Source organism: Nonomuraea sp. NPDC003709 (assembly GCF_040610775.1).
In the GTDB taxonomy this organism is placed as follows: domain Bacteria; phylum Actinomycetota; class Actinomycetes; order Streptosporangiales; family Streptosporangiaceae; genus Nonomuraea; species Nonomuraea angiospora_A.
The window spans coordinates 280,129-294,235 of sequence record NZ_JBEXMW010000010.1; the positions used below are offsets into that span (position 1 = coordinate 280,129).

Annotated in this window: 13 protein-coding genes and 1 tRNA gene; 9 read left to right on the forward strand and 5 right to left on the reverse strand. The window is 70.3% G+C overall.

Going from position 1 to position 14,107, the window contains the following annotated elements; translation table 11 throughout:
* Positions 1–10: 10 nt before the first annotated feature.
* The 4 genes from ABZX61_RS30120 (at position 11) to ABZX61_RS30135 (ending at position 4,201) form a co-directional block, all read left to right on the forward strand.
* Positions 11–535 carry a hypothetical protein gene (locus tag ABZX61_RS30120; RefSeq protein WP_355199546.1) on the forward strand — a complete coding sequence of 175 codons (525 nt, stop codon included), beginning with the start codon at positions 11–13 and terminating at the stop codon, positions 533–535.
* Positions 528–1,073, forward strand: a complete 546-nt coding sequence (locus tag ABZX61_RS30125; RefSeq protein WP_355199547.1) for a hypothetical protein — start codon at positions 528–530, stop codon at positions 1,071–1,073. The genes ABZX61_RS30120 and ABZX61_RS30125 overlap by 8 nt, the downstream gene beginning before the upstream one ends.
* An 88-nt stretch (positions 1,074–1,161) precedes the next feature.
* Complete coding sequence (locus tag ABZX61_RS30130; RefSeq protein WP_355199625.1) at positions 1,162–3,498, forward strand: right-handed parallel beta-helix repeat-containing protein; 2,337 nt, start codon at positions 1,162–1,164, stop codon at positions 3,496–3,498.
* A gap of 118 nt (positions 3,499–3,616) precedes the next feature.
* A complete protein-coding gene (locus ABZX61_RS30135; RefSeq protein ID WP_355199548.1) occupies positions 3,617–4,201 on the forward strand; it encodes a phospholipase in 585 nt (194 codons plus the stop codon).
* Between the two features lie 48 nt (positions 4,202–4,249).
* Here the strand turns inward: ABZX61_RS30135 and ABZX61_RS30140 are convergent.
* Positions 4,250–4,323, reverse strand: a tRNA-Lys gene (locus tag ABZX61_RS30140).
* A gap of 119 nt (positions 4,324–4,442) precedes the next feature.
* On the opposite strand from ABZX61_RS30140, the gene ABZX61_RS30145 reads away from it, so the two are divergent.
* Both ABZX61_RS30145 and ABZX61_RS30150 read left to right on the forward strand, forming a co-directional pair.
* Positions 4,443–5,291, forward strand: coding sequence for a MoxR family ATPase (locus ABZX61_RS30145; RefSeq protein WP_185067936.1), 849 nt, complete (start codon positions 4,443–4,445; stop codon positions 5,289–5,291).
* Positions 5,275–6,639 carry a VWA domain-containing protein gene (locus tag ABZX61_RS30150; RefSeq protein ID WP_355199549.1) on the forward strand — a complete coding sequence of 455 codons (1,365 nt, stop codon included), beginning with the start codon at positions 5,275–5,277 and terminating at the stop codon, positions 6,637–6,639. Before ABZX61_RS30145 ends, ABZX61_RS30150 begins: the two co-directional genes overlap by 17 nt.
* 50 nt (positions 6,640–6,689) lie before the next feature.
* Here the strand turns inward: ABZX61_RS30150 and ABZX61_RS30155 are convergent, their stop codons facing one another.
* Positions 6,690–7,436 carry a nuclease-related domain-containing protein gene (locus ABZX61_RS30155; protein ID WP_355199550.1) on the reverse strand — a complete coding sequence of 249 codons (747 nt, stop codon included), beginning with the start codon at positions 7,434–7,436 and terminating at the stop codon, positions 6,690–6,692.
* A 200-nt stretch (positions 7,437–7,636) separates the two neighbouring features.
* Between ABZX61_RS30155 and ABZX61_RS30160 the strand changes: the two genes are divergently transcribed.
* Entirely contained in the window at positions 7,637–8,227 is a 591-nt protein-coding gene (locus ABZX61_RS30160; RefSeq protein ID WP_350728229.1) for a TetR/AcrR family transcriptional regulator, read from the forward strand.
* Here ABZX61_RS30160 and ABZX61_RS30165 read toward each other — a convergent pair.
* From ABZX61_RS30165 to ABZX61_RS30175, 3 genes are read right to left on the reverse strand one after another with little or no spacing between them, the layout of a single operon-like run.
* Positions 8,198–9,241 carry an acyl-CoA dehydrogenase family protein gene (locus ABZX61_RS30165; RefSeq protein WP_355199551.1) on the reverse strand — a complete coding sequence of 348 codons (1,044 nt, stop codon included), beginning with the start codon at positions 9,239–9,241 and terminating at the stop codon, positions 8,198–8,200. The two genes, ABZX61_RS30160 and ABZX61_RS30165, sit on opposite strands and share 30 nt — an antisense overlap.
* Positions 9,238–10,401, reverse strand: a complete 1,164-nt coding sequence (locus tag ABZX61_RS30170) for an acyl-CoA dehydrogenase family protein (protein WP_350728231.1) — start codon at positions 10,399–10,401, stop codon at positions 9,238–9,240. The genes ABZX61_RS30165 and ABZX61_RS30170 overlap by 4 nt, the downstream gene beginning before the upstream one ends.
* Positions 10,398–11,600 (reverse strand): acyl-CoA dehydrogenase family protein, encoded by a 1,203-nt coding sequence (locus tag ABZX61_RS30175; protein WP_355199552.1) that lies wholly within the window; start codon positions 11,598–11,600, stop codon positions 10,398–10,400. The genes ABZX61_RS30170 and ABZX61_RS30175 overlap by 4 nt, the downstream gene beginning before the upstream one ends.
* Before the next feature lie 109 nt (positions 11,601–11,709).
* Here ABZX61_RS30175 and ABZX61_RS30180 point away from each other — a divergent pair, with 109 nt between their 5' ends.
* The gene (locus ABZX61_RS30180; RefSeq protein ID WP_350728233.1) at positions 11,710–12,285 is read left to right on the forward strand and encodes a GNAT family protein; all 576 of its coding nucleotides are present in this window, start codon (positions 11,710–11,712) and stop codon (positions 12,283–12,285) included.
* A 7-nt stretch (positions 12,286–12,292) separates the two neighbouring features.
* Positions 12,293–14,101, forward strand: a complete 1,809-nt coding sequence (locus ABZX61_RS30185; protein ID WP_355199553.1) for a hypothetical protein — start codon at positions 12,293–12,295, stop codon at positions 14,099–14,101.
* Positions 14,102–14,107 lie beyond the last annotated feature (6 nt).

The following is a 14,107-nucleotide window of genomic DNA, read 5'->3' on the forward strand; positions in this document are numbered from 1 at the left end:
GAGGACGGCTATGGCATTCGCGGTGGCGCGGACGAGGGATGAGGCGCATCTCTACCTCGATCTGCACCCGTGCGCCTGCGGGTCGGTGGACACGACCTGGCACAGCGGGCTGGTAAGCGTCGAGGAAGGGCTGGTCAACCGCTATTCCGGCGTGTGCGGGGAGTGCGGGACGGCCCGGGAATACCTGTTCGGCCTGCCGGAGCGTCCCGTGCTGCCCACCGGCTATCCGACGTTCGGCGGGACGGAGCCGTCCGAGCTGCTCGACGCGGGCGAATGGTTGTGGGTGGCCGACCTGAGCGCGGGCAACGTGCCGGTGGACGACCAGGCCGAGGCTCAGCGCACGCTGCGGGTCGCGACCGCGGCCGTCGAGGAGGTCGTCAAGTTCGTGCCGCCGGGGGCGGACGCGGTGCCCGACGACGGGTTCTGGTCCGAGCGCGGGCAGCAGTTGCGGGCGGCCGACCCCGGCAGGTTCCAGCTCGACCGGCTGCTCATCGTCAGGGACACCTACCAGGACCTGGCGGGCCGGCATGCCTGAGCGCGGTCTCGCCCGTTCCCTCGTGGAGGCGTACGTCTACTTCGATCTGATGGCCGGCGGGGAGCAGGGCGCGTCGCGCCGGGCGGAGGCCGAGCAGGACGCGGACGGCTGGGTGGTGCGGCTCGGCGGCACGGAGGTCCTGGTCCCCCAGGAGGCCGAGATCGTGGCGAGGCAGGCGGGGCTGATCTTCGGCTCCGGCCTCTCCGAGCTGATCGACCCCGGCCAGTGGGTGCTCGTCGCCGCCACCTACGCGAGCCGGGCGCTGGAGGGCGGGCTGTTCTTCGCCGCGGACCCCTCGGACCCCGAGGCGTTCGGCAGGATCGAGACCGACTGGCGCTTCGCCGCCGACGCCGTGGCCGAGGCGCTGAAGTTCTTCCCCCGAGGCGCCGCCGAACTGCCCCCTGACGCCTTCTGGACCGGGATGGGCAGGGCGTTGCGGGAGTCCGAGCCTCATCGGCTCACCAGGCAGAAGCTGGAGAGCGATCTCGCCTTCTACCGCCAGAGCCTGGACGACTTCCACCGTCTCCACGACCGCTGAGGGTCGGCCTCGGTCAAACGATTGATCTCTGGGTCACACCTGTAATATTTTATCGATTATGGTGCGACGCAGCCGAATCAGAAACGTGATGGTCATCCTGGTCGCGGTCTTACCGGCGACCGCCGCGACGCAAGCCCCGGCGGCGGCCGCCGCCCCGCTTACCGTGTACGTGTCGCCGGACGGCAGGGACGGGGCCCGCGGCACCGAGCAGGACCCGTTCGCGACCGTCGAGCAGGCCCGCGACGCGCTGGCGGGCCGGACGAGCGCCCGCTCCCCCGGGATGGTCCGCATCAGGGGCGGCGTCTACCGGACGTCCAGGACCGTCCAGCTCAGCGGGGAGCGCAATTCCTACGTCACCTATGCCGCCTATCCGGGCGAGCGGGTGGAGTTCGCCGGGGTCACCACGCTCTCGCCGGAGAAGTTCCGCAGGCTGAGCGACCTCCCGGCGGGCGAGGCCAAGTGGTCGTCGAAGTCGCGGGTCCGGGACTCGGTGTCCGGCAATGTCTACGTCTACGACCTGGCCGCCGAGGGCATCCCGGCCGGGCGGCTCAACAAGAACGGGTTCAACTGGAAGCCGCAGCCGTATGCGCCCGAGTTGATCACCGACGACGTCGCGCAGACCCTGGCGCAGTATCCGAACGGCGGCGAGAAACTGGACCGCGCCGACCTCACCGTCAAAGAGGCGCCGAAGGGCGCCCGCGACTACTTCTCGGACAAGACCGCGGACGGCACCACCCTGCCCTACGAGGACATGCTGAAGCTGCCCGGCCCCGCCTACACCGCGGTCGACCCGGCGCTCAAGGAGCGCTCCGCCACGTGGGCCCCGCCCGGCGGGACCGCCGACAACACGACGTACGAGACCGACGGCTGGCTGTCCGGATATTTCGGCAACAACTATGCCAACGACCGCGTGCGCATCGACTCCGTCAACGGTGACGAGCTCAGGACCCGCTACCCCACGATGTACGCCGCCACGGACAAGTGGACGTCGTTCGTGGCCCAGAACGTGCTGAGCGAGCTGGACGCCGAGGGCGAGTACTACATCGACCGCTGGAACGGCGGCGACTCCCTCTACTACTACCCGCCCGGCGGCACGGTCGAGGGCAAGCGGATCAGCCTGACCTCCTTCGACGCCCCCTTCTTCACGCTGGAGAACGTCAAGGGGGTGACGCTCAAGGGGCTGAAGCTCAACGGCACGACCGGCACCGGCGTACGCCTGCTCGACGCGGAGTCGTGCACCATCGACGGCCTGGAGATCCTCAACGTCAGCATGGACGCGGTCGCGATCGGCGAGGCCAACGACGCGATCACGGCCATCGCCGAGTACCGCACGAGCCGGGGCGGCCACCGCAACCGGGTGGTCAACAGCAGGCTGCACGACCTGGGCGGCGGCGGGGTGTTCACGGCCGGCGGCGACCGCGACTCGCTCGAGCGCGGCGACCACGTCGTGGAGCACAACGAGATCTACGACTTCTCCAAGCTCGCCACCTACACCCCGGCGGGCTACCTGTACGGCGTCGGCAACACCTTCAGGTACAACAACGTCCACGACGCGCCACACATGGCCATCCAGATCATGGGCAACGACATGGAGGTGAGTCACAACCGGTTCGAGAACCTCGTGACGCACGCCTCGGACCAGGGGGTGATCTACGCGGGCCGCGACTACACGTACCTGAACAACGTGATCTCCTACAACCTCTTCAGGAACGTCGGGCCGAAGGGCAACCAGGCCGTCTACATGGACGACGGGATGTCGGGGATGGTGATCCACCACAACTTCTTCGACGGGGCCCAGCACGGCCTGTTCTACCAGTCGGGGCACAGCAACGTCGCGACCGACAACGTGTTCAAGGACGTGACGTACGTCGGGCACGACAAGCTCTACCACGAGAGCGGCGGGCGGCTGCCGGTGCCCAACTCCAAGGTCGTGGTCGAGCGCTTCAACGACATGCTGAAGGCCGGCGACGGCACCGGCTTCACCAACACGCGCGAGAACATCGAGAAGTGGTACCGGCACTACGGCCGCCAGTACCCGAACATCCGGTCCTGGTACGTCCCGGCGGACGCGAGCGGCCGGATCTGCACCGCCGTCGGCGCCACGGAGTGCACGGACGCGTACGTCTGGCGCGACCCGGACTCCGTGTACGTGCCGTCCCACAACGTGCTGACCCGGTCGGTGAGCATCGCGTCGGGCGGCTTCGCCTACACCGACGACGCCGGCGGCCTGAGCAACAAGACGTTCAACCCCGACTTCGACTCCTTCAACGTCAGGAAGGACACCGCCGCCGGCTTCGCCTTCGACCCGGCGACGGGGAAGTTCGACGCGGCCGCCACGCCGCTGAACTCGGCCGAGGGCTTCGGCCCGAGGTGGGTGCGGGAGTGGAACGCGCGCTTCACCCTGGAGGGCATCGGGCCTCACTGACTCCACGACTGACAGAAAAGCGGCACCATGTAAAGATCGAGACTCGGCGAACCCTTCTTTCGGAATTGAGCAAGATCTGCTTCTGCCCTTCCCGATGGTTTCGGGTCATCGTGAGGACGTGCATCCGACCCCCCGGCAACAGGAGCAGGTCCTCATGGTCAGACGATCCCGCGCGCTACTCGCCGCTTTCGCCCTCTCTGTGATCACCGTACTCGGGTTCGCCTTGCCCGCCCACGCGGTGACCTTGGAGCAGAAGCTCGCCGCTCTTTCCGGTTTCTCGCAGCCCACGGCCGCCAGCGCCTCGTCCTGGCGGGCGGCCTGGGAGAACCAGGCCGCGTGGGCGGACTACGCCTTCGACTGGTCGACCGACCTGTGCTCGAGCAGCCCGGACCAGCCGCTCGGCTTCGATTTCCGGATGCCGTGCAGAAGGCACGATTTCGGTTACCGCAACTACAAGGACGTGAGCCAGTTCCCGGCGAACAAGTCGCGCATCGATGACTCGTTCTATTACGACATGAAGCAGGTGTGCGCCAAGTACTCGGGCGTCTCCAAGTCCACCTGCAACGGCCTGGCCTGGACGTACTACCAGGCGGTCAAGGAGTTCGGGAACCTCAACGTCACCCAGGAGCAGATCCAGGAAGTGCAGCAGGAGGCGCAACTGAGCGCGCAGAACGCGGAGAGCACAGGGAGCGTCGAATCCTGACAACGAAAAGGGCGGGGATGCCTTGGCATCCCCGCCCTTTTCGTGCGGTGCGCCGCCAGGGACTCGAACCCCGGACCCGCTGATTAAGAGTCAGCTGCTCTAACCAACTGAGCTAGCGGCGCTTGCAGAGAGGAATATACCGGTGATCCGCATCCTGGTCGAATCGGTAGCAGGCGGGCCTGTCGGGCGGTCAAGGCTAGAATAAAGTTCGGCCCCCGGCTCCCGGCAGACAGGATCATCGATGTTCGACTCTCCCGCCGAGGTGGCGGAGCGGCTCGCCGCCGTCGACTACCTCTCCGACGACGCCATCTCCACCTCGGTGTTCCTGGCCGCGGCGCTGGGCAAGCCGCTGCTGGTCGAAGGCCCCGCGGGCGTGGGGAAGACGCAGCTGGCCAAGGCCGTGGCCCTGGCGACCGGGGCCGAGCTGATCAGGCTGCAGTGTTACGAGGGGCTCGACGAGGCCAGGGCCCTGTACGAGTGGAACTACAAGAAGCAGCTGCTCAGGATCCAGGCCACCAGCGCGGACGACGACATCTTCTCCGAGGAGTTCCTGCTGGAGCGGCCGCTGCTGAAGGCGATCAGGGCCGCCGGCCCGACCGTGCTGCTCATCGACGAGACCGACAAGGCGGACGTCGAGGTCGAAGGGCTGCTGCTGGAGCTGCTGTCGGACTTCCAGATCACGATCCCGGAGCTGGGCACGATCGCCGCCACGCGCCGGCCGTACGTGGTGCTGACCTCCAACGCCACCCGCGAGCTGTCCGAGGCGCTCAAGCGGCGCTGCCTCTACCTGCACCTCGAATACCCCACCCCCGAGCGGGAGCGGGACATCGTGCTCAGCCAGGTGCCGGGCATCCGGGCCGACCTGGCCGAGCGGCTGGCCAGGACGGTGGCCACGCTGCGGGCGTTGGAGCTGAAGAAGGCGCCGTCGGTGGCCGAGACCGTCGACTGGGCCAACACGCTGCTGGCGCTCGGGCGGGACGACCTCGACGAGGCCACCGTGGCCGGGACGCTGGGCGTGGTGCTCAAGCACGCCTCCGACCAGGCGCGGGCGGTCAAGGAGCTGGGGTTGCCGGATGTCGCTGATCGATAGGCATGTCGGGTTCGTGCGGGCGCTGCGCGAGGCCGGGATCCCGGTGTCGGTGGCCGAGGGGCTGGACGCCGCGCACGCGTTGCGGGTGATCGAGCTCAGCGAGCGGGAGTCGCTGCGCGCCGCCTACGCGGCCACGCTGGTCAAGAAGCCCGCGTACCGGCCGGGGTTCGACGTGCTGTTCGACCTGTGGTTCCCGGCCTCGACGTCCGGCATGCACACCGAGCGCGCCGAGCGGCCGATCGACCTGGAGACGGCGCCCGTCGACGAGCTGCGCGACCATCTCGCCCGGCTCCTGACTGGCGGCACCGACCAGGAGCTGCGCGAGTTCGCCCAGGCCATGGTGGGGCGCTTCGGCCACCAGCCGGCCGCCACCCCCGGGCGGCAGAACTGGTTCTCCTACAGCGTCATGCGCGCCCTCTCCCCCGAGACGCTGATGGCCCGCATCCTCCAGAACGTCCTTCAGGGCCAGGAGCGCGGCGGCCTGGCCGAGAAGAACGCCCGCAGGACGGTCTACGACAACACCCGGCGCTTCGAGGAGGCCGTGGCCACCGACGTGCGCCGCCGCATCGCCGAGGACTCGGGGATCGAGCGCATCGCCCGCTCCGCCGTCCGGCCCCCGCTCGACCAGATCGACTTCCTCCGCATCACCAAGGCGGATCTGGCCAGGCTGCGCCGCGAGGTCCATCCGCTGGCCAGACGCCTGGCCACCCGCCTGACGATCAAGCAGCGCAAGGGCAGGCGCGGCCGCCTCGACTTCCGCAGGACCATGCGGGCCTCGCTGCAGAGCGGCGGCGTGCCGCTGACCACGCACTTCAGGCCACCGCGGCCGCACAAGCCCGAGCTGGTCATCCTCTGCGACACCAGCGACTCGGTCTCGTCGTTCGCCCACTTCACGCTGCTGCTCACGTACGCGCTGAGGGAGCAGTTCACCAAAGTGCGGGCGTTCGGGTTCGTGGACACGGTGGACGAGATCACCCGGTTCTTCGTCCCCGGCGCCGACGTGGTCGAGGCCATGACCAGGCTGACGAACGAGGCCGACATGGTGCGCTTCGGGCGTACCAACTACGGGCACTCGCTGGAGCGCTTCGCCGAGCAGTACGGCGACGCCATCGGGCCCAGGACCTCGCTGCTGATCCTGGGCGACGCCCGCTCCAACTACCAGCCGCCCGCCCTGGACGTGCTCAGGTCGCTCGTGGGCCGCTCGCGGCACGCGTACTGGCTCAACCCCGAGCCCGTGGCGCAGTGGGACACGGGAGACTCGGTCGCGAGCGAGTACGGAGCGGTCGTCCCCATGCACGAGTGCCGCAACGTCGCCCAGCTCACGGCCTTCATCGAGACGCTGGCCTGAAGCCTGAGGCGCCGGCCTGAAGCCGCCGGCGCCGGCGCCGGCTTGAAGCCTCAGGCGCGGTGCAGCTCCCTGGCCGCGGTGCGGGTCAGCAGCTCGATCTGCTCGGCGTTGAGCGCGACGTGGTCGGCCGACTTGATCACCTTGGCCGCCAGCCGCGGCTTGAGCAGCGTCAGGCCCTCGGCCACCACGATGCCGCCCTTGGGCAGCAGCCCGCAGTGGACGGCGAGCAGGGGCGTGATCGTCACCGGGATGCGCGTCTCGCGGCTCAGCAGCTCGGCGAACGCCTCGGAGGCCTCCACCAGCGGCTTGGCCGTCTTGGTGCCGTACTTCTCGCCGAAGAACAACCGGCCGGCGTAGCAGGCGATCTCGGTGTCGGGGCTCCAGGACTCGTTGTCGATGATCCACAAGCCGCCCGGGCCGATCACCAGGTGGTCGATCGACGCCTGGCCGCGGATGGCGCGGCCGTCGAGCACGGTGTAGCCGAGGCGGCCGAGGGACCTGCGCAGCAGCTTCCCGGTGATCGCCTCTCCCTTGCGCGCGCCGCGCCACACGGCCGTCGCGTGGAAGGAACGCCAGTCGAGGAGCCAGTCGCCCGCCGCCACGAGCCCGGCCAGGAGCAGGCCGAACAGCGGAGCGGCCCCGGACATGCCGAACCTCAGCGCGAGCGCTACCCCGATCACGAAGCCCACGGCCGCCTTGACATACCGGGACTTGCGCCGGTTGGACGCGTCCTCACGCCAGAACTTCTCGTACCACCACTGCGGAGAAGACCCTGTGTACTTCTCGTCTGGTTGCACATAGATAGAGCCACCGGGCACGGCAAACCCCCAATGTAGATGTGATGCAGGATCTGCCACGCCGAAGATCCCTCGCCAGTCAAGGGATACCCGCCCCTCAACCAAGGCGAGCCTAAGGTGACGTAATTAGTACCCGCAAGACCAGCAAATGACCTCAACCGACCAGTCGGTATGCTAAAGCAGGTGACAAAGGGGGACATGTGAAAGAGGAACCGGTCAGACAGCGACTGCTCGCCGAGGCGACCCGCCTGTTCGCCGAGCGCGGCTTCGAGAGCACTTCCGTCCAGGAGATCGTCGTGGCGGCCGGCGTCACCAAGGGCGCCATGTACCACTACTTCGGCTCCAAGGACGACCTGCTGCACGAGATCTACGGCCGGGTGCTGCGCATGCAGATGGACCGGCTGACGCGGATCGCCGACGGCCCCGGCGACGTGCGGCAGCGCCTGTACCGGGCCGCGGCCGACGTCGTGGAGACCACGGCCGCGAACCTGGACGACTCCAAGATCTTCTTCAGGTCGATGCATCTGCTCGCGCCCGAGACGCAGAAGACTGTACGCGCCGAGCGCCGCCGCTACCACGAGCGCTTCCGCGGCCTCGTGGCCGAGGGCCAGCGCGAGGGCGTCTTCAGCGCCCGGGTCCCGGCGGAGCTGATCGTCGACTACTTCTTCGGCTCGGTGCACCACCTGGGCTCGTGGTTCCACGTGGACGGGCCACTGACCGGCGCCCAGGTGGGCAGGCACTTCGCCGACCTGCTGCTCACCTCACTCGGGGCCGGGCACGTCGACGAGTGAGGCCAGCGCCGCGCGGTGGTCGCCGGGCGTGCCCAGCGCGATCTCCGCGGCCTTGGCGCGCTTGAGGTAGAGATGCACGGGATGCTCCCACGTCATCCCGATCCCGCCGTGGAGCTGCAGGGCCTCTTCGGCGGCGTGCACGGCCACGCCCGCGTTCCACGACTGGGCCACGGCCACGGAGAGCGCGGAGCCGTCGGTCGCGGCGCTCCGGGCGGCGGCCCTGGCCCGTACGACGTCCAGCCACAGGTCCGCCAGCCGGTGCTTGATCGCCTGGAAGGAGCCGATCGGCCGGGCGAACTGGTGGCGTTCCCTGACGTAGGCGAGCGTCGTGTCGAGACACCATTCGGCCACCCCGAGCTGCTCGGACGCCAGCAGCCCCGCCCCGAACCTGAGCACCTCCGCCAGGTCGCACTCCCCCACGTCCCTTGCCTCGGCCCCGTCGAAGGTGACGGTCGCGACGGGCCTGGTCTGGTCGAGCGACGGCACGACCTGGACGAGCGCATCCCCTTCCACGGCGTGCAGCCTGCCGCCGACGGGCACCAGCAGCACGTCGGCCACGTCGGCCCCGGCCACCCCGGTGACGGTCCCGGTCAGCCGCCCGTCCTCGAGCCGCATGGCCGCGCCCGCCCGGTACGGGGAGGCCGCGAACGGCACGACGAGGGCCGCGGTCTTCCTGCCCTCGGCCAGCTCCTCCAGAAGCGCGTCACCGGTCGGCAGCAGCGCGCGGGTCGCCAGCACCGAGCTGGTGAAGAACGGCACCGGCGCCACTCCCCTGCCCAGCTCCTCCAGCACGACGGCCGCCTCGCTGGCCGACGCCCCGGCGCCGCCGTACTGCTCGGGGATGAGCAGCCCGGCCACCCCGATCTCGCCCGCCAGCGTCTTCCACAGGTCCAGGTCGTAGGGCTCGGACTCGATCCGCTTGAGCACGGCGGCGGGCGGGCAGCGGTCGGCGAGCAGCCCGCGCACCGCGGCCCGCAACTCCTCCTCGACCTCTGAATACAGAAGGGTGGTCATCGCGGCAGGTCCTTCCAGGGCACGTCCTTGTCGACGCGGGGCTCTGAGGGCAGGCCGAGCACCCGCTCGGAGATGATGTTGCGCAGGATCTCGGACGTGCCGCCCTCGATCGAGTTGCCCTTGGCCCGCAGGTAGCGGTAGCCGGGGCCGCGGCCGTAGAAGTCGACGTCCTCGGAGCGGCGGAACGTCCAGTCGTCGTAACCCAGGTCCCGCCCGAACTCCACCTCGAAGCCGGACAGCGCCTGGTTGAGCTTGGCGAACGACAGCTTCATGCCGGACCCCTCGGGCCCCGGCTGGCCGGCGGCGAGCTGCTCGCGCAGCCGCGCCCCGGACAGGCGGGTGACCTCCGACTCCACCCAGAGCGACAGCAGCCGCTGGTGCAGGTCGTGGGTGCGCAGCTCGGGGTGGGCGCGCCAGGAGTCGACCACGACGCCGACCATGCCGCCGCCGCGCCGCACGGGGGCGCCGCCGATGGCGACGCGCTCGTTCATCAGCGTGGTCTGCGCGACCCGCCAGCCGTCGCCGACCTCGCCGAGCCGCAGCTCGTCGGGGAGCCGCACGCCGGTCAGGAACACCTCGTTGAACTCGGCCTCACCGGTGACCTGCCGCAGCGGCCGCACCTCGACGCCCGGCGCGTGCATGTCGCAGATGAAGTACGTCATGCCGCGGTGTTTCGGCACGTCCGGGTCGGTACGGGTGACGAGGATGGCCCACCTGGAGTGATGGGCGCCGGACGTCCACACCTTCTGGCCATCGACGACCCATTCGTCCCCGTCCTTGACGGCGCGGGTCGCGAGCGTGGCCAGGTCGGATCCCGCGCCGGGCTCGCTGAAGAGCTGGCACCAGATCTCCTCGCCGGTCCACAGCGGCCGGAGGAAGCGGCGTTTCTGCTCCTCCGTCCCGAACGCCAGGACCGTCGGGGCCGCCATCCCGAGCCCGATGCCCTGGACGCCGACGTTGAGCTGCGGCGTGCCGGCCAGCTCCCGCTCCACGACCAGCTGCAGCTCCCGCGACGCGCCCAGCCCGCCGAGCCCTTCGGGGAACCACACCCAGGCCAGCCCCGCGTCGAACCTCGCCCGCAGGAACTCCAGCCGGTCCCCGTCCGGGTCGTGCTCCGCGAGGAACGCCGCGACCCGCTCCTTGATCTCCGCCTCGTTCACATGTACCTCTTCAGCTCGCGATAGGCCAGGGACCGCTTGTGCACCTCGTCGGGGCCGTCCGCCAGGCGCAGCGAGCGGGCGCCCGCCCAGAGCCCCGCCAGGGGGAAGTCCTGCGAGACGCCGCCCGCACCGTGCACCTGGACGGCCTTGTCCAGGATCCACTCCACGGCGATCGGCGTGGAGATCTTGATGGCCTGGATCTCGGTGTGCGCGCCCTGGTTGCCCACCGTGTCCATGAGCCAGGCGGTCTTGAGCACGAGCAGGCGCAGCTGCTCGATCCTGATCCGCGACTCGGCGATCCACTCCTGGACCACGCCCTGCTGGGCGACGGGCTTGCCGAACGTCGTCCGGGCCAGGGCCCGCCGGCACATCAGCTCCACGGCGCGCTCGGCCATGCCGATCAGGCGCATGCAGTGGTGGATGCGGCCGGGGCCGAGCCGGGCCTGGGCGATGGCGAAGCCGCCGCCCTCCTCGCCGATCAGGTTCTCCACGGGCACGCGTACGTCCTCGAACACGATCTCGGCGTGGCCGCCGTGGTCGGCGTCGGTGTAGCCGAAGACGTGCATGCCGCGCTTGATGTGCAGCCCGGGTGTGTCACGGGGCACCAGGATCATGCTCTGCTGGCGGTGCTTGGGCGCGTCCGGGTTCGTCTTGCCCATGACAATGAAGATCTTGCAGTTGGGGTTCATCGCGCCGGAGATGAACCACTTGCGGCCGTTGATGACGTACTCGCCGCCATCGCGGTCGATGGAGGTGGCGATGTTCGTGGCGTCCGAGGAGGCCACGTCGGGCTCCGTCATCGCGAACGCGGAGCGGATCTCCCCGTCGAGCAGCGGCCGCAGCCACTCCTTGCGCTGCCACTCGCTGCCGAACATGGAAAGGACCTCCATGTTCCCGGTGTCGGGCGCGGCGCAGTTGGTGGCCGTCGGGGCGATGGTGGGGCTCCGGCCCATGATCTCCGCCAGCGGCGCGTACTGGAGGTTCGTCAGGCCGGCGCCGTGCTCGCCCGGGAGGAACAGGTTCCACAGGCCGCGCTTCCTGGCCTCGTCCTTCAGGTCCTCCATGAGGGGCGGCGGGCTCCAGCCGCTGGCCGCCGCCTGCTCCTCGAAGGGGGCCTCGGCGGGGTAGACGCATTCCTCCATGAATCGCAGCAGTCGTTCGCGCAGGTCCTCGGTGACGCTGTCAAAGGCGAAGTCCATGCCTGCGAGCCTACCGACCGGCCGGTATGAGTGTCGACAGGTGGTTCCCCACAAAAAGGTGCAGGTGGCCATAATCGGGACTTCACAGGCGCCCCTAGAGTTGCCTGCCATGACCGCGAAGCTGCCTGCCCCCGTGGTGCTCGAGAACGGCGTCGTCCGGCTCGAACCGCTCACCCTCGACCACGTTCCCGACCTGTTCGCCGCCTCCGGCGCCGACGAGGAGGTCTGGCGCTGGCTGCCCGCGCCCGCGCCGCGGTCCGAGGAGGAACTGGGGAAGGTCGCCCTCGGGCTGATGACCGACGACAACCACGTCCCCTTCGCGGTGGTGCTCAAGGAGAGCGGGCGGGCCGTGGGCTGGACCACGTACGGCGACGTGCCGGGCTTCGACGCCAGCATCGAGATCGGCTGGACGTGGTACGGCCGATCGGTGTGGCGCACGGCCGTGAACACCGGCTGCAAGGTCCTGCTGATCGACCACGCCTTCGCGTTCGGCTACAACCGCGTCCTGCTCAAGACCGACCACCTCAACCTCCGGTCGCAGAACGCCATCAAGCGCATCGGCGGGGTGCACGAGGGAACGCTGCGGCGGCATCGCAAGCGGCCGGACGGCACCTGGCGCGACACGGTCTATTTCGGCATCCTCGAAGAGGAGTGGCCGCAGCACCGGGCCCGCTTGGACCGTTAAGGGGTGTATGACTGATCGGCTGGGAGGCTACTGGCTCGGCGCCCGGCTCGACGGCGGCGGGCACGTCATCGTCCGCGAGGCCTACGACGAGTCGGGTACGCGGCATGCGCTGGGAGTGCCCTGCCTGCCGGACGCCGAGGCCCGCGCCAGGCTCGCCACCGCCGCCTCGGCGGCCGGGCGCGTGCGGTCGCTGTCGGTCGCCAGGCTGACGGAGGCCTGCCTGGACGGCGATCCGCCCTACCTGGTCGGCGAGTACATCCCGGGCCCCACCCTGCGGCAGGTCGTGGACCGGCACGGCCCGTACACGGGCGACGCCCTCTACCGCCTGGCCACCGCCGTGGCCACCGCGCTGGCCGCGGCCCACGAGGCGGGCGCGGTGCACGGGTCCCTCACCCCCGACAAGGTCATCCTGGGCACCGAGGGGCCGCGCCTGGTCGGCCTGGGCTGGTGTCTCTCCCGGGAGCAGGCGGTACCGGCCGCGGACGTGCACGCCTGGGGGCGGCTGCTGATCTTCGCCGCCTACGGCCCGGACGAGCTATCAGGCCACGGCGAGCGGCTGGACCGCCCGTTACGCGGGCTGGTGGCCGCCGCCCTGCAGCGAGATCCCGAACGCCGCCCGAGCGCCCACCAGCTCCTCCTCTCCCTCCTCGACGCCCCGCAATCCCAGCAGGGCCGCCTGCTGCCCCCCGAGCCCGTCTCCGACCCGCCGCTGGGCGTCCGCGCCGAGACCGTGTACGCGCGACTCAGCCCGGCCGAGCAGGACCTGGTGCCGGACGTCTTCCTCCGCCTGGTGGACCTGGACTCCGACGGCTCCGACATCATCGTCACCGCCTCCAGAACCGACCTGGTCGCCGGCCGCGCCACCGACGAGGTGACCTCGATCGACGGGGTGCTGGAGGCGTACGGCAAGGCCGGCCTCCTCACTGAAGGTGACGACTCGCCGGCGATCACGTACGCGGCGCTCCTGCGGGCCTGGCCGCGGCTGCACGAATGGCTGGACGGCGAGCGCGACGGACTGGCCGTGCACAGGGAGCTGGCGCGGGCGGCCCGGCGGTGGGAAGCGGGCGGGCGGCGGGAGGCGGCGCTGTTCCGTGGGGAGCCCCTGGACAGGGCACTGGCGTGGGCGGCCAGCGGCCGGAGGCGGGTGACGCTGAGCGCCGGCGAGCAGACGTTCCTGGACGCGGGGCTCGCCAGGGTACGCCGGAGGTCGCGCCGGCGGTGGACGGTCATGGCGGGGCTGCTGTCGGTGGTGGTGCTGCTCGCCCTGTGGCAGCGGGGCGCCGCCGACGGACGCCTGGACCAGGCGATGGCGAGGGTGGCGGCCTCCCGTGCGGAGGCGCTGCGGCTGGCGGACCCGGTGACGGCCCGCAAGCTCAGCCTCGCCGCGTGGCGCCTGGCCCCGATCCCCGAGGCGCGCCGGGCGTTGACGTCGGCGGATCCGGCGGTGGACGTGTTCGCCGACCCGTACGCGGGCCCCCGCTCCCTCCACGCCATCAGCGACGACGGCTCCCGCCTCGCCGCACTCGACGAGGGAACCCTGCGGGTGTACGACATCCCCTCCCGCCGCCTGCTCGCTGAAACGGCGGGCCCGGTCAGACCGTACGCGCCATGGCCTGGTCCCCCGACGGCCACACGCTGGCCCTCGTCGGCGTCGACCGCTCGTACCTCTGGGACACCACGTCCGGCGACGGCGTCGGCCCGCCCTTCGGCCGCGGCCTCGGCGCCCCCGGGGAACAGTCGGCATGGTTCAGCCCGGGCGGCGGCCTGCTGTTCGCGGCGGCCCGGCTGTCGGGCGAGCGCTGGGCGTGGGACCTGAGGGCGC